The organism is Mesorhizobium sp. P2_A8, assembly GCF_056404935.1.
The window spans coordinates 135,756-151,522 of record NZ_JBFUDB010000013.1 but is presented as its reverse complement, the minus strand read 5'-3'; the positions used below and the strand labels follow the sequence as shown (position 1 = coordinate 151,522).

12 protein-coding genes are annotated in these 15,767 nt (G+C 60.7%); 4 read left to right on the top strand and 8 right to left on the bottom strand.

Features of this window, described 5'->3' with window-relative positions; all coding sequences use genetic code 11:
- Positions 1 to 17: 17 nt before the first annotated feature.
- The 3 genes from AC1D10_RS32710 to AC1D10_RS32700 form a co-directional block, all read right to left on the bottom strand.
- The gene (locus AC1D10_RS32710; protein WP_477278997.1) at positions 18 to 1,031 is read right to left on the bottom strand and encodes a dipeptidase; all 1,014 of its coding nucleotides are present in this window, start codon (positions 1,029 to 1,031) and stop codon (positions 18 to 20) included.
- 252 nt (positions 1,032 to 1,283) lie between these two features.
- The gene (locus AC1D10_RS32705) at positions 1,284 to 2,387 is read right to left on the bottom strand and encodes a mandelate racemase/muconate lactonizing enzyme family protein (RefSeq protein ID WP_477278995.1); all 1,104 of its coding nucleotides are present in this window, start codon (positions 2,385 to 2,387) and stop codon (positions 1,284 to 1,286) included.
- A 194-nt stretch (positions 2,388 to 2,581) separates the two neighbouring features.
- Positions 2,582 to 3,598 (bottom strand): dipeptidase, encoded by a 1,017-nt coding sequence (locus AC1D10_RS32700; protein WP_477278993.1) that lies wholly within the window; start codon positions 3,596 to 3,598, stop codon positions 2,582 to 2,584.
- A gap of 133 nt (positions 3,599 to 3,731) precedes the next feature.
- On the opposite strand from AC1D10_RS32700, the gene AC1D10_RS32695 reads away from it, so the two are divergent.
- The 4 genes from AC1D10_RS32695 to AC1D10_RS32680 all read left to right on the top strand — a co-directional run bounded on the left by AC1D10_RS32695 (position 3,732) and on the right by AC1D10_RS32680 (position 6,742).
- A complete protein-coding gene (locus tag AC1D10_RS32695) occupies positions 3,732 to 4,994 on the top strand; it encodes an NAD(P)/FAD-dependent oxidoreductase (RefSeq protein WP_477278991.1) in 1,263 nt (420 codons plus the stop codon).
- Positions 4,995 to 5,363: 369 nt separating this feature from the next.
- The gene (locus AC1D10_RS32690) at positions 5,364 to 5,519 is read left to right on the top strand and encodes a hypothetical protein (RefSeq protein WP_477278989.1); all 156 of its coding nucleotides are present in this window, start codon (positions 5,364 to 5,366) and stop codon (positions 5,517 to 5,519) included.
- Between the two features lie 158 nt (positions 5,520 to 5,677).
- A complete protein-coding gene (locus AC1D10_RS32685; protein WP_477278987.1) occupies positions 5,678 to 6,334 on the top strand; it encodes a hypothetical protein in 657 nt (218 codons plus the stop codon).
- Positions 6,335 to 6,481: 147 nt separating this feature from the next.
- The gene (locus AC1D10_RS32680; protein ID WP_477278985.1) at positions 6,482 to 6,742 is read left to right on the top strand and encodes a hypothetical protein; all 261 of its coding nucleotides are present in this window, start codon (positions 6,482 to 6,484) and stop codon (positions 6,740 to 6,742) included.
- A gap of 383 nt (positions 6,743 to 7,125) precedes the next feature.
- On the opposite strand, the gene AC1D10_RS32675 is transcribed toward AC1D10_RS32680, so the two are convergent.
- The 5 genes from AC1D10_RS32675 to AC1D10_RS32655 all read right to left on the bottom strand — a co-directional run bounded on the left by AC1D10_RS32675 (position 7,126) and on the right by AC1D10_RS32655 (position 15,678).
- Positions 7,126 to 7,404 carry a hypothetical protein gene (locus AC1D10_RS32675; protein ID WP_441940260.1) on the bottom strand — a complete coding sequence of 93 codons (279 nt, stop codon included), beginning with the start codon at positions 7,402 to 7,404 and terminating at the stop codon, positions 7,126 to 7,128.
- Positions 7,405 to 7,476: 72 nt separating this feature from the next.
- Complete coding sequence (locus AC1D10_RS32670) at positions 7,477 to 10,485, bottom strand: type ISP restriction/modification enzyme (protein WP_477278982.1); 3,009 nt, start codon at positions 10,483 to 10,485, stop codon at positions 7,477 to 7,479.
- 5 nt (positions 10,486 to 10,490) lie between these two features.
- Entirely contained in the window at positions 10,491 to 10,820 is a 330-nt protein-coding gene (locus AC1D10_RS32665; protein ID WP_477278980.1) for a hypothetical protein, read from the bottom strand.
- 131 nt (positions 10,821 to 10,951) lie between these two features.
- The gene (locus AC1D10_RS32660) at positions 10,952 to 14,422 is read right to left on the bottom strand and encodes an ATP-binding protein (RefSeq protein WP_477278978.1); all 3,471 of its coding nucleotides are present in this window, start codon (positions 14,420 to 14,422) and stop codon (positions 10,952 to 10,954) included.
- Positions 14,419 to 15,678, bottom strand: a complete 1,260-nt coding sequence (locus tag AC1D10_RS32655; protein WP_477278976.1) for a metallophosphoesterase family protein — start codon at positions 15,676 to 15,678, stop codon at positions 14,419 to 14,421. Before AC1D10_RS32655 ends, AC1D10_RS32660 begins: the two co-directional genes overlap by 4 nt.
- Positions 15,679 to 15,767: the final 89 nt, after the last annotated feature.

Here is a 15,767-nt window from a genome sequence, read left to right as displayed (position 1 = left end):
AGATTGAAAGCCACGCGTCACTCTCCCCAGACATCTCGGAAGACACGCAGCCAATTCAATCCCAGTATCTTGCGAATATCGCCTTCGTTGTACCCGCGACGAATAAGCCCCTCCGTCAGACCGAAAAGCATCGCCGGCGTTTCGATCTCAGGAGGGTAGTAATGAGGAGGACGGGGATAGACCTCCGGGGTAAAAGCGCCTTTCAAAACGTATTTCTCCCAGTCCCGGATTGCTGTATCCAGGTCGCAGAACGGAAGATTTCCTGAAAAGTAATCGAGTCCTAAGCCAACATGATCGATGCCGATGAGTGAGACGAAATGATCGATATGTGCGATCAGATCATCAAGCGTCGGCCGCGTTGCCCCGTCTTTGACGGATACGAGGAAATGGGGAACAGTGTTGACGCCGACAAGACCTCCTGTGGCCGCTGCCGCCTTTGCTTGATCGTCATGGATGTTTCTCTTGCTGGGAAACACGGCGGCAGAATTGGAGTGAGAAAAAACCGCAGGCCTCGTCGTCAGCGACAAGGCATCCATAGTCGTCTTATAGCCAGTATGGGTGCAATCGACGATAACTCTGTTTTCGTTCAGCCTCTGGACCAGGGCCTTGCCAAACCTGCTTAGCCCACCGTCAATCTCTTCTTCGCATCCGTCTCCGACATAGTCCTTCCTGTTGTATGTGAGCTGTACCATCCGCACGCCAATGGCTTGGAAAGCCTCGACCAGGTCAAGATCTGTCTCGAACGGTCCGGTACCCTGAAAATGGAAGAGAATCCCGATCTGACCGTCGCGCTTCGCCGCTTCGACATCTGACGCCCTCTGCACCAACTTCAGGTCTTTCCTGGAGCGGATAGCGTACAGCCACCTCCCGATCTCCTTGAGGGCAACTGCGGGCGTGTCGGTCTCTCCCGCAACGGTCGGAGCAAAGCAGGTAACGCCTCCGGCCTTGTAGGACTCCACATACTTCTCATCAGGAAGGGCACTGACGGCATCGATAATGACCGCATCGCGGTGAATTCTTTCGGCGTCCAAGCCATCCTCCCAGAGGTCGATACCAGCAATACACCTGGTTCATTCAAACACTTGGATCCAGAACTGTCAAGCGCGTGTAGATTGGATACAATCGACGAGGTCCGAAGAGTACGAAAGCCCCAACCCCTCAGCGCGCCGCATTCTCTAGGCCGCTCATTCATAAAATTCGGCATTCGGACCAGGTAGTCCCCAGCTGGAGGCATTCCGAAGTGCCAAGTGCAGCAATGTCGCCGGCAGCCAGAGCGTTACGGCCTACCTCACGCTAAATAGCGGCTGACCCAGGTGCGCCAGATCAACATCAATCCCTAACCCTGGACCGGTTGGTGCAATCCCTCGACCATTGGCACTGCGCGGCGGATTTCGAGCGACATGTTCATTTGTCCACGTATTGAAGAAGCTCGTGCTCAACATGAGCTCCGGACGAGTACTTGCAGCCAGTTGGGCGGTAGCCGCCGTGGTGATATCGCCGCCCCAGGTATCCTCGATCGTCACGGACAAGCCCAAGCTTTGGGCGAGGTCACGCATCGTGGCGAGGGGTGTAATCCCACCGAGTCTGCTGAGTTTCAGGTTCACTGATCCTGCGCCAGCGCGATATTTCGCATGGTATAGATCGGCAACGTGGACTACCGACTCATCCACAACCATTGGGAGAGCAGTGGTGGCTTTCACTAGAGCGCAGTCCTCTTGATCACGGCAGGGTTGCTCGACATAGACATCGAGACCGTCCATAGCCTTAACCGCGATAAGCGCATTTTGAAGCGTCCATCCGCCGTTCGAGTCGGCGACAATGGTCGTCCCAGGTTCCGCTGCGGCAGCGACTTCCCTTACCCGCTCGGCGTCTTCATAGGGATTGTTGCCAACCTTAAGCTGGAAAGTGCGAATACCTGCAGCAGACCGCTTCGCGACGAAGTCGACCATTGCTGCAGGGCTGCCGAGAGGTACAGCTTCGTAGAGTGGAAAATTTTCCTGAAGTACGCCGCCAAGCAAAGCGGCCACGGGAAGATTCACAGACTTACCAAGCAGGTCCCAGCACGCGATGTCGATCGCGCTCTTCGCGCTCTGCTGACCTAATAATTGAGTGTCCATAACTTGCCACACCCGAGAAATGTTGCGCGGATCAAGCCCAATGATACCCCCAGCAAGTTCTTGGAGAGCGGCCCGGGTGCCACCCGTGAAGGTGGGCAGATACGTGCCTGCAAGCGTGGATACTTCCCCCCAGCCTTCCATCTCATTGTCTGTGACAAGACGCAATACGGTTGAGAGTTGCCTAGTCGCCGTTCTGCCCCCTGACATAATGTATTCGCCGTGGGCGTAGCTGAGGGTGTATCCATACACTTCGCACATTTTGATCTTCATTGCGTCCCCTCCTATACATCCAAAAAAGTATGGCACCGCAGGTTCGATGTGAAGGCGGCAATAAGGAAGCTCGGGCCGCTCAGTTCATTGAGCTATTCTTCCGTCGCAGAGTGTCGAACATTCGCTTGAACGGGCTTCAAGCGCCTTCCTACCGGGACGAGGGCGACAAGTTGCAAAACGGAAGGATGGCGAGATCATTCTCCCCAGACTTCTCGGAAGACACGCAGCCAGTTCAATCCGAGTATCTTGCGTACGTCCTCTTCCTTGTAACCTCGACGGAGCAGCCCCTCCGTCATCCCCAGGAACATTTCGGGCGTTTCAATCTCCGGGGGGTTGTAATGGGGCGGGCGTGGGTAGGCCTCCGCGTTCCAAGACCCGCCGCTGATAGCCTGTTCCCACTGGCTGATCACTGTGTCGAGGTCGGAGAATGGAAGAGTGCCCCACCAGTAATCGAGCCCCAGGCCAACATGATCTATGCCGATAAGCGAGACGAAATGATCGATATGCGCGATAAGGTCGCCAAGCGACGGGCGCGCTGCGGCGCCGTTGGCAGGCACAACGAACTGGGGGACAGCGGTGACGCCGACAAGCCCTCCCGTGGCCGCCGCCGCCTTGGCTTGATCGTCTTTGATGTTTCGCTTGCTGGGAAAGACTCCGGCAGAATTGGAGTGCGAGAATACCGCAGGTCTTGTCGTCAGCGACAGCGCATCCATTGTCGTCTTATAGTTGGTATGGGTGCAGTCGACGACGATCCTGTTCTCATTCAGTCTCCGAACCAAAGCCTTCCCAAATCTGCTAAGCCCGCCGTCGATCTCTTCTTCACATCCATCCCCGACGTAGTCTTTCCTGTTGTAGGTCAGCTGTACCATCCGCAAGCCCAGTGCTTGAAAGGCCTCGACCAGATTAAGCTCTGTCTCGAACGGCCCGGTGCCCTGAAAATGGAACAAGATTCCCACCTGACCATCGCGCTTCGCGGCCTCGATGTCGGATGCCTTTTTTACCAGCCTTAGGTCATTTCTGGAGCGTATAGAGTGCAGCCAAGTGCCGATCTCCTTTAAAGCCGCGCCAGGAGAACCTTCCCCAACATTGACGGTAGGAGCGACGCAGGTAACGCCGCCTTCTTTATAGGACTCCACATATTTCTTCTTCTCAAGAAGTGGGGCGACTGCATCGATTATGACCGCATCGCGGTGAATTCTTTCGGCGTCCAAGCCATCCCTCCCCAGAAAGTTCGCTAGCTGGCAACGAGGCAAAAAAACCACTTGAAGCCAGAATTGTCAAGGCGTTGTAGATTGGATACAGTTGCCAGCGTTTACAGACATTTCCCGGAAGAGTGCAAAATTGATGGCTGAAATGAGGGTGATTGTCGTCGGTGCCGGCATTATCGGGCTGAGTGTCGCCTACGAAGCGCTACAGAGCGGAGCCGCGGTCACAATCATCGATCGCGACCCCATTGGGGACAAGGCGTCATTCGGAAATGCTGGTGGAATCGCAGTAACGGAAGTGATGCCCCTGTCTGTCCCGGGATTATGGAAGAAGGTGCCCTTTTGGGTTCTGAATCCGCTCGGCCCACTAGCGATACGCGTTGGGCATGCGCCTAATCTATTCCCGTGGCTTTGGAGTTTCGCAAAAGTTGGCACTGCATCCGAGGTGCGACGGATTTCTGGCGCGCTCGCGTCCATCAACAGCCGCGTCTATGACGATCTCGTGCCGCTCTTCACCAAGGTCGGCCTTGCGAATGATCTGTTTCGTAACGGGGCGCTGACGGTATACGAAACTGAGAGCGGGCTGATACGCGACCAGCCAGAATGGGACGCAAAGCGTTCGCTCGGCATTGAGGCTCAAGACTTGTCGGGATCTCAAGTCAGAGACATGGAACCGGCGCTCGGTCCTATAGTGAAAAATGGGGTGTTCATGCCCCAATGGTCGCATGTCTCGGATCCGAAGAAGGTTGTGGATGTTTTGCGGAACTGGCTTGCCGCAAACGGCGTGCAAATCATGAGAGGCCAGGTTGACCGCGTAGATCCAACAAGCGAGGGTGCGGAAATCACGCTTAACGGCGGAATTACGCTGAGTGCGGCAAAGATCGTCATCGCGGCGGGCGCATGGTCGGCACAACTTGCCAATCGTTTGGGGGACCACGTACTTCTTGAGAGCGAGCGTGGGTACAACACGACGATCCCCTCTCCCGGCATTTCCCTTGAACGCGAAGTGATATTCGCGGACCGGAAATTTGTGGCGACGCCACTCTCAATCGGCTTGCGGATCGGCGGGGCGGCCGAATTCGGCGGATTACATGCTGCGCCGAACTTCAAGCGCTCGAAAGCTCTCGTGAAGCTTGCCAAGCTGTATCTACCGGGCCTCAATGAAGCTGCAAACGTGGAGTGGAGTGGCCACCGGCCCGCCACGCCGGATAGCCTCCCAGTCATTGGCCGGTCTGGTCCGAGCCAGCATATCGTTTATGCATTCGGTCATGGTCATCTTGGACTGACGCAGGGCCCAACGACCGGCAGGATCGTAGGCGACCTCCTGGCCGGACGACAGCCACCCCTTGATGTGGCTCCTTTCTCCGTCGCCCGCTTCTCTCAAAAAGGGAGGCGTCTATGACCAGCCGGCGTTGGACTCTGCCTCGCGTCCCCATGTGTAGAAAGCTCTGGGAGTCACATGGCTGAATCGGCCACCTGTACTGGTCGAAGACGAATGCCTGACCGGCATGCAATCCAACACAGCATAACGGTCGACCAAATTGACAGGCGGGAACTGAGCAAGATGTCGTGCATGAATGACGAACCACCTTCGCCCACGACGTTCTCAGGAACTCGACCTTTCGTTCGATCTGGTTCGCCCGCAGGTCTCCGGTCTTGGCTGGCTGGTGCAGACTGTCGCCATCGAGACCGTCTGGGGTCGAATACAGGTTGTTAGGCCCGCGTAGCCCATGAGCGTCACTTTGTTCGGAGGGAAAGCTATGGCGATGGAATGGACGATCACGATCGAGGCAGGAACGCGTTCGGTGACGTTTGCCGGAAGGCGGTCCGCATCGACAAGAGCTGGAAACGTCTGTTTGACGGCGACCTCGGCCTGTCGATCGAGGACGGCAAGACCATCATGACGGCGCTGCAGAGCACGGTGTGAACCATGAGGGCGGAGAAGTATCCCTTCTTTCGTCGTGTCTGATTGCCCACAGGTTTCGGCCGGTCAAGGACTACACGACGCGACGGATCCGGACTGTCTTTGGCATCGTGGAAGTGCGCATTCCTCGTTGGATGCTGTGTCGGGATTGTTACCCATGCATGGTCGTTGCCTTTGCGCCACTGCGGGAGAGCTGCCCGGATCGAGCGACATCCGAGCTGATGGAACTGACGGCGCGTCTGGGGAGCATGATGCCGTACCGGCAGGCTGCGAGAGTGCTTGCCGAATTCCTGCCCGTTGAGCCGATCGAGACGCATGCCACCGTGCGCAAGCGGACCATCAGGATTGGCGAACGGCTCCACGATCAGGTTGCTGAGGAAGAATTGCACGCAAAGGCGCAAACGGACGAACGATGCCAGCTTGAAATGCAGCTTCCCGGCGATCGCCGCAAAGAGTTCGTCATCAGCATCAATACCTGCGCATGTTCGCAGCGCCGATTCCAATTCAGCGCGCCACTTCGAGCTCGTTGTGGCCCGATGCGGCCGCGGCGGGCGGGGCGAAGGTGGCGACCGCTATTTCGTGACCGCCAGCACCGACCAACGGGCAATCCGGGATCGCGCCCTTCATGCCCTTCGGGAAGTAGGCTACCGCGACTTTGGCGATGTGACGGTGATTTCGGACGGCGCCGAAATCCTGAAGCGGCTACCCCGCGCGATGCCGAAGCCGACGGCCACATCATCGACTGGTTTCACATCGCCATGAATGCCGATGCAGCAGATCGCGATCATATGGGCTCGATCCCGATCGGGTCTCTCTGAAGTGCTTCCCGCAATCGACCCCAGCGTGGCAGTGGTTCTCAAGGAACAGGGTCGGTTCAAGGAGGGTATCAAGGCCCAACTAGCCACAGCACTCCCTCCAACCCACCGAGCGGCGGGTCGAGCGGCGGCAAGAAGAAGTAAACGTGAGTGCGGATTGGGGATCACGACGACCTTGCCAAGCTGCTGGCCCTCGAACATGCGTTCTGTGCGCTCGCCCTGATTTCGGCCAGCAACTTTGCACATCTCGCCGAAACCACTCCAAGGGCGGCCGTCAAGCAGTTTCGGGAAGCGATCGAAGGTTCGATGTATGATGCCGGGCAGGCCTCAAAAGAAACCAAGACCGCGATGAAACACCACCTGAAACGGATGTTCGACCACATCGCGGAAATGGCCAAGCATGCCGATTAGGGAACGCGGACAACATAACGGGTCGGCGCGCTGACCTTCCGCGAAATGGAGGGCAGGTCCTCAGATAGTCCCAACGACCCCAGGGATAGGCCCTTCTGGTCCCCTAATGGGACGATAAGCCTCAGGGTGACGAGAATGGCCTCTGCCGGCTCCAGAATTCTAGCTTAGTTAGCAATTCCGGAGGGAAGAACGGGAACTCTCGTTTTTCCTTTGCTGACGATATAATGGCTCAAGATGTAAATCCCCTGATCGTTGTGCTTGAGGATCCACAAGCGGACAGTCAGGGTTCCGCTGCTGAAGGTGTTCGACGGCGACGGGTTTCTAACTCGGGTCAGGCTAAAAGGTGACAGGAAACCCTGGCCCACGAATGACAGCCCTGAGTTTTACGCTGCCAGCAGCCGCCGGATCTCCTCCTCGAAATCGAAGCAAAGCTGCTTTGCTTCGTCTTCGGGCAGCCACAGCACCATCTGCGGCACGATCTTGCGGTACAGCCGCACGCTGTCGTTGTCCCACGGCAGCGTGTCGGCCGCCCGCGCCTCGGCGATCAGCCTGTGCAGCCGCGCGCGCACGCGGTCGGGATCGCCGTGGTAGTAGACGGGCGGCGCGTCCTCGTCGAAAAGCGGCTGGTCGGCGCCGAAAAGGTCGAGCTGATTCCTGGCCATGATCCTGCCGATACGATTCTAGACTGGCATTATGCCCCAGCCAATCGGGCCATGCGATGGCAGTAGGTTAGCTTATCCACGGTTTCCTGACAGAAGCCTGTCAGTTGTTTCCGGCCCCAACACCGCCTTCAAATGATGGGCCTTGATGAGCTCGCCCTTGAGGAGGCGCGTCAGCAGGTTAACCTGCGCTGGTTCTAGCGCGATTACCCGCCCCAATACGTTGAGGATGTCGATCAGGTCGCTGGTGTATTCGGCGAGCCAATTGTCGGGCTGTATCTTGTCGAGTGGAGACGAAGGGCGCTTGTCGCCGATCTGCGGCCGGCTGCGGTCAAGCCGGCGGTAGCTGAACCAGTGCCAAACCACCTGTTTGCCCGAAACTTCATAGGCCCACATTTCCGGCGACACGTTGTCGACGAATCCGGCCCCAACATACAATCGGCGCATGGCCGGATCATATCTCATGGCGTCGGGCAGCGGCTCCGGCGCGCCAGAAATGCCGCCGCCTTCCGGAATAAACGGCCGCATACCTTCGGCCATGCGCGGGGGCGCCTTCGGCCGTCCGGCTGCGGGGTCGGCGAAGCGCTCGCCATAGGTGTGAAGCCAGATGATTTCGCGGCCAATCGCGACGGCTTCCGCGAACAGCGCCGAGTCGGCGGTCAACGGCACGCGAAGACCGGGTTGAACGAGGTCTTCCTGGAACCGCACGGTAAAGGCGGGGTGCGCCATCACCGCCGCCAGATAGGACATGACATCCTCGGCCGACACCGCATGGCCGTAGACATCGGCCAGCACACCGAGCAGTTGCGTCGGTATGTTGGGAACCTTTGCCGCCGCGTCGCGCCAGAGCGGATGGCCGCGGCCGCCTCGACCGTTGAAGTGGTCAAGATCGGGAATGAGGCTGGTGAAGGTAACGGCCGGCCCAGACCTCGGCGAAACTCGCTCCAGAGCTGTCAGGAAGACCTGCCGGGGCGAGTAGCCGCTCCACAGCGTAGGGTTTGGCTGGTTGATAAGGCGAGCGTCCGGAATGATCCATTGGCGGTCGAACGAGCGAAATCCGTAGCGGACAGGGTGAACAACGTTGTTGCTATCATCGATGACTGCGCCCAGCCGCGGCTCGTGGCCTGCCAGCCGGGCGGCGACTGTCTTGCGGACATGCTTGTCTCCCGGCTTTCCGAGCCGGAGATGGGGGTGGAACAGTTCCTCTTTCTTCTCGGCGTTTTTCTCGGAAATCAGCCGTTTCCAGCGCGCCTCAAGCGATTGTCTGTCGGGCGCGATGATCCATGTCCGCCCCGGCATTACGCCAGAGCCGTCATAGGTGAAAAAGGAACTGAGCAACGGAAAGGTGGCCCAGTCGCCACTCGCTGCCGGGAAGAACGGCGCGCGCCAAGCGGATGGGCAGTCCTGCCACTCCGGAGCGTCGAGGGTCAGCAACTCCAGCGCATCGAACTTATCCCCACGCGGCCCTTTGGGGAGCGCGCGGAAACGCACTCTGGCCGACGTGTTCCGATCTTTGCCCAGCGGCTTCGCCGCCAGTATGATGCAGACGGGCTGTTGCACTCCCTGGAAGATGCGGGTCCGCACCTCCGGTTGGTGTCCGTCCGGCGAGCAGTCGATCACCCAGATGTCGGAACAGGTTCGCCTGAGATCGTCGCGCATCTTCTGAAAACCGGGGCCGTTCAGGAAGCCGGCGACGGTGATGAAGCAGACGATGCCTTCCTCATCTCGGTCGGGATTTCCGGTCGCGGCACGGTTACCGGTGCCGAACACCTTCCACGTCGCCCAGCGCCAGAAATAGACATAGAGGTTCTTCAGGTGCTTGGTGTGCGCGCCAACCTTCCATTCCGGCGGCGGCGCCCACCAATCCATCGGTGCGACCAGATCCTTCTCGCCGCTACCCTGTTCGATCCAGGCGCCCATCCCGCGCGCCTTTTCCTTGTAGGGCGGATTGCCGAGCACCACGGTGATGTCACGTTGCTGCTTGATCCTGTTGGCCTCCCGTCGCGACTGGGCAATCGGCCCGCTCTGCACCAGCGTGTCCTCCTCGACATACGGGTTGCCGAGCGTGTCAGTGATGAAAAGCTGCAAGTCGGGTAGTTTCGGCGGGGCCTTGGCGTCCGGCTTTGTCAGAGCCTGCAATTCGGCGATCAGGCGAAGCTGAGCGACGGCGAAGGGGCCGAACTGGAGCTCGAAACCGATCAGGCGACCCATCGCCGCCTCGACCGCGCCGCGCACTGCACCCTTGCCTTGGTCGGCCTCGACCGTATCGGCAATCCTGCGCATCACGCCGAGCAGGAAGGTGCCGGTACCCATGGCCGGATCGGCCAACGTTACGTCGGTGGAAGCAAGACCGCTCGGGCGCGAGAACAGCGGCCCGCGCAGCGTCTCGTCCACCAGCCGCGTCATCGCCGACACCACCTCCGGCGGCGTATAGTAGGAGCCGGTCAGCTTCCGGAGGTCGTTGTCGTACACCTCAAGAAAGTCCTCGTAGAAGTAGAGCCAGGCTTCCGGCCTGTCCTTGCTGATGGTGTGCCAGTTCACCTCGTTCAACACGCGGGTCAGCGTGGCGAGCGACGTCTCCAGCGCCTTCTGGTTTTCCGGATCGTCGGTCAGCAGGCCGAGCGCGGTGCCAATCAGCGAACTGGAGCCGCGCAACTGGTGGGCGGCCTGGTGGATGCCGCTGGCAAGCGGGATGTCAATGGCGCGGGCAACAAGCAGGCCAAAGGTCACGGCCTGGGCGTAGCCGTCGGCGAAACGGTAGTCGCTGGCTTCCGGAAACAGCAGCCTGCGCCAATCTCTTGCAAGGTCCGTCAGTCCTTGGCTCTTGCGCTCCAGTTGCTCGATCACCTCGTCACGCAACAGGCGGCAGAGACGCGCCGATATGCGCGCGAGCTGCTTGGCATTGGTGGGCGGGATGGGCTTCCATGTGAGGAAGTTGAAGATCAGCGGCAGCAGTGCATCCGGGGCGGCGAGTTTCGCTCCGTCGCTCTCGACGCTGCCTTCAAGCGCCACTACCTTGCCGACGATCTCGCCGTCCTGCCACAGGCTGAAGGACTGGCCATCCGTGTATAGTAGATTGGGCAACGACTTCAGCTTACCCCATTGCCCCTTATCATGCGGATCGGTGAAGCGGCGCGGATCGGCGCCCTTGCCCGGTGCTTTGACCTCAATAAATCCGACCAGCACCATGTTGGCCGTGACCGCGAATCCGGCCGAGTCTTGATGTCAGCAAGGCTGGTCTCGCCGACCAAGTGGACAGCGCCGGCCGCGAAACCGCCGACCTCGGCGAGCGACTTGATCAGCACCTCAAGCGGCCCGCGAAGCTGGTCCTCCGGTTGGCCGCCGATCGCCGGGTTTGCAAGCTTTGGCTTCAGCGATGCGCCATAGGCCGACACCGCCTCCTGAATTGACTTTGCCAATATTCCACTCCGCACTGTCGTTCCCGATGAGAAAGAATCGGGCCGATCTACTTCCTTGGTCGAACTTATTCAAAGCATCCGGGATTTGCATGGGTTTTGCGGTCGTAACTTACCTACCAGGCGACCAACACCTAATTGAGCTCGTAGATCGTTACGGCAGGCACAACAGCCTTGGCAATTTCACATAAGTGCTGATGATGCGTGAGGTAGATCACCTGGCCGGCACTCGCCATCTCGCCAAACAACCTGAAAACCTCCTCGGAGCGGACATGGTCGAAGGTTTCCATGATGTCGTCCGCGATAAACGGCACGGAAGGCCGGAACTGCGCGAATTCATGGTATCCGGCAAGCCTCAGCGCCAAATAGAGCTGGAAGCGAGCGCCCTTTGACAGCGCGTCGGCGACCTTCGACTGGCCGTCGCGCTGCAACGCGATGAGCACTTCGCCGCCCTTCACCGGTTGGGTGGTCAGACCCGAGTTCTGGCCGCGCGTCATCAGCGCGAACGCGTCGGATGCCCGTGCCATCATTCCGGAGCGGTGGCGCTCGCGGTAGATGCGCAGGGCGTTGCCGGCGGACATTATTCCCAGTTTCAGCTCGATGTAGCGGACGGCCTTCTCCTCGATGTCCAGCAGGACAGTGCGCCGCTCGGCATCGATGCGGGCAACCGTGCTGTCGCCACCAATGGCGTCCAGCTTGTCGGCCGCGCGCGTTTGCCGAATGAGCTGTTGCCTTATCGCTTCATCAAGATCGAGCAGTCGTTGCTCACCTTCGGCCTTCTCGATGGCGAGGCCGTCGAAATCGAGAGCATTCAGGATCGAACGCGCCTTGTCGAACCCGTCCACCGCAAGCTCGGCCGCCACCTGCTCCTCGAGTTCGGCGATCGCGGAACGCAGGCGATCCCTGTCTCGCAGCAGCTCGTCGCGTTCCACCACTTCGGGCAAGGTGGCGACACCGAAGACATCCAGAACGTCGTTCCTGCGACGCTCATGTGCCGACATTTCAGCATCGAGAACCTCGCGGGTGTCACGCAGGCGCTGCAGGTCGTTGACAAGGCCTGCCTTCATCTCGCGCGTACGCTCGGCACGCTCCAGGCGCTCGGCAAGCCGGATCGCCAACTGTTCCGGTTCTTCACTGTCAACCGGCTCGTTCGCTTCGGCGGCAACGGCGGTGAGCTCGACAATAAAGTTGTTCCTGTCCGCCTGCATCTTCTCGATGCGGAGCTGCATGGCGTCCCGCTCCTGGAGGCTTCTGGACAATTCGACCAATTGGTCGAGGACCATGCCGACGCCAGGCGCGGAAAGCCCGTTCTCGAGCCAGGTGCCCTTGAGGGCTTCGGCAATGCCGGCCAGCCATTCTTCCTCGCGCCGCTCCGCCACGTCCACGGCTCGCCGCCTTGTGGCCAATTCCTCCTCCTTGGCGCCCACTGTTTTGAGCGCCTCGGCATGCTGGGCGTCCACCTTGCGCTGTCGGTCGAGGAACAGCTCGGCGACGGCCATGATCGTCTCCAGGCTGTCGCCGAGATCCGCGCCGATCCCGACGCTCTCCAGCGCGCCGCTCAGCTCCAGTCGTATTCGCTTGCCCTCATCGGCCGCCCGCCCGGCCTTCTTGCGGGCAAGCTCCATCTCGTCCCAGGCCGCGAGCGCATCGGTGCGTCCAGAAATGCGATCCTCGATGCGTTCGATCAGGCGCTCCAGGGACGGTTCCTGATCTTCTCCGAGCAGATCCCTTGCCGCCGCGCGCAGGTCCGACAGGGCGACGTCCCTGTCCGTGTCGACCCGTGAAAATTGCTCGCGCACGCGCGCGATGTCGGCCGCGGCTTCGGCGAGGCCGCGCGTTGCCGCCCGGATTTCGGCAAGCTCCGACGCGCCGGCCAATCGGCCGGCGCCGGCACCGTCGTCGCGCGCCAACGCCACTGCGAAATCGTCAGCGGTTTCACCGGTAAGCGCACCGCGATGCCGTGCCCAGGCGTCATCCCGCGATCGCCGGATCGCGGCCGCCGCTTCATCATCGGCGACGTCAACCGAGGCGCGAAGCGCGCCGAGACGCGCCGCGAGCAATTCACGGTTGCCCTCATATTCGCAAAGGCGTTCGGACAGGACGGCTCTCTTCCTGCCGAGTTCCGCCGACAGCGTCTTCCAGGCGCTGATCTGCCCGGCGCCCGGAACGGAAATCCGGCCTAACGCCTGCGCGTCGCCAGACCATGGGTGCAAGCGGCCGAGTGCCGCCTCCCATCGCACCGCCCCGGCGTCTTCCGCCTCACGTGCCGCCCTGATCTCGCTGGTGTGCCCGCTCGCCCTCGCCCTCGACAAGGTCGCACCGAGCCTTGCCCTGGCAGGCTCGGGCACGGCCCGTTCCTCGCCGACCCGTTCCCGCGCCGTCTGGAGCGCATCAAGCGCCGCCGAGGCCTCGTCGCGGGCGACGCGCAGGCTGGTCGCTATCCCTGATCGCTGGTCGACCATGGTGCGGACAGTGCCAACAGTCGCTGCAGGCAAAAGCAGTGCTGCGGGATCGCGCTCGGATGATCGTCCGAGCGCGGCAAGGCAGGTCGCCACGGTGTTGTTGAGGATTTGCTCCTCCATCTTGCGATTGGGCAAGTCGAGGCCAGCAGAGACATGGCGCACTTTGCTCTCCGCCAGGCCACGAACGCGCTCGGAAATCGCAAGGATCACTTCGTCCATATCGACGGAAGCGATTTTCGTCGCCAGGCGCTCGACCTCGTCGATGTTGCCGGCCAGCCGCGTTCTCAGGCTGGCGTCGTCATCGATCAATCCGGCGACGTTGCCGGTCCAGGTGCGAGATGGTGAAGCGATGTCCGGCAGCTCCGCCAGCTGGGCTGCCTTGCGCCGGATGTCCGCCAGGATCGGGCGCGCACGAAAGTATTTGGCAATGGCATCCAGCCGGGCCGACAGCACGGAACGTTCGGTGATGTTGCGGTCGTATTTTTCCGCCGCGTCCAGGCGTTCAGCTTCAAGGCTCTCATAGGTCGATGCCAAGGTATCGATCTGGTCGCGGCGCGACTTGAGGTCCGCCAGACGCTTCTTGAGCAGCGCAAGCTCGGTTCCGTGCGCCTGCTTGCGATACAGCCCATCCGCTTCGGCCTCGAGCGCGCTCAACGTATCACTCGCATGCCCAAGACCGGCGCTGGCCGTGAACAGCAGCTTGCCCAGGTCGCCACGCGACTCCAGGATCGACTTGCCGCCCGCTTCCAGCGTCTCGTCGTCCAGCGAGAACATGGTCGCGTATGCGTCTCGGGACAGACCCGCAAGATGGGCGGTTACAGCCACCTCGCTCACCGGTTGGCCCGTCGCGTTCAGCAGCGAGTTATTCCGTTGCTTGGTGCGCGTGAACACATGTTCCGCTTCGTCGAATTCGAGCACCCCGCCGATGCGCATGGCGCTGTACTCGTGCAGGAAATTGTAGCGGCTGCGCTCCTCGATGCCGAACAGAAGGTCGAGGTAGCCGGATAGCGCTGTCGACTTGCCGGCCTCGTTCAGGCCGAACACGATGTGCAGGTCGGGTCCTGACTCCGGTTTGGGCCCGAAGTCGATCGTCCTGTCGGTGAACTTTCCGTAGCGGATGAGGTCAAGGCGCCGGAGCCTCATGGCGCGCCACCTGCCTTGAGGCGGGCCGTGACGAGGTCGGCGCCGCTGGCAAGCACCCTGTCGAGGAACAGGTCCAGCCCAGCCTCGTCCCTTCCGGCAAAGTCGCGGCCGTCGGCGGGAAGATCCGCGATCATCTTCTGGACAAGCGCCCTCGCCTCGGCACGAAAGGCCTCCGAGCTGGCGTCGGCGCGCATGGATTGAGCGAGTTCAAGGATCGGATCCGCGACGCCCTCGGCTGCTTCCGTCCTGGGCGGCGCGAGGTCAAGTTCGAGCTTCTCCACCCATGTATCGCCGACCTGTTCCGCGGCCTGCTCTGCTTCGGCCAGCAGCAGGTCCCGGTCGCGGATCAGTGCCCAAGACAGAGGCGACGCTCCGGTCAGGCCAAGACGCACCACGGCATGGCGCGACGTGACGGAAGCCCGGACATCTTCGAGAGCGACGCGGACGCGCCCGACGACTTCGGACCATTCCACTGTCCCGGTCAGGTCGACGCTCGCCCGCTCGAATTGCGCGACGCTGGTCAGCCTCTCCTCGATCTCGACGGAGCGGTCGTCTGTTATCGTCACCAAAGTGACTGATTTCTCGCCGGCCTCGTTGATGTCCCTGCCCTGCGGGATTCCCGGCATCACCACCGTGCTTGCTCCAGGATGGACCTGGCGAACATGGACGTGCCCGAGCGCCCAGTAGTCAAAACCATGACCGTGCAGGTCGGCGACGCCGCAGGGCGCATAGACATCATGACCCGGCGATCCCGCCAGGCTGGTATGCATGATGCCGACATTCACAGCTCCTTCGCGGGCAGCCGGATATTTGGGCAGCAGGCTGTCCGGCGCCTTGGGGCTGGCGAAGCTCAGGCCATGGAACATGACGTCGAGACCGCCGGCGGTCTGGAGCACTGACTGGGGACGGCCGCCGAAGATGGTGACCGTGTCGGGAAACACCAGCTGTTTCGATATCCGCGACAGGGCGTCATGATTACCGCGAATCTTGAAAACCCTGATGCCGGCCTGGTGCAGGCGCGTCATCTGCGCGGCCAGGAATCGCGCCGTCTTCATCGACGTCTGGTCGCCATCGTAGAGGTCGCCGGCAATGACCAGCGCATCGACATGCTCCGCCAGGCAGAGATCGACGATCGCGACGAATGCCTGGCGGCTGGCGTCACCAACGAGCTCGGCAAGGTCGCGGTTTCGCAACGCCAGGGAACGCAGCGGCGAGTCAAGATGGATGTCGGCAGTATGTAGAAATCGAAACGCCATTCGGCGGTCTCCGCCTCTGAACACAAGGGCGCCTATGCCGGCGTGGTTTTCGCCAGCGCCTTATCACGTTGGATGATGCCATCGTCAAA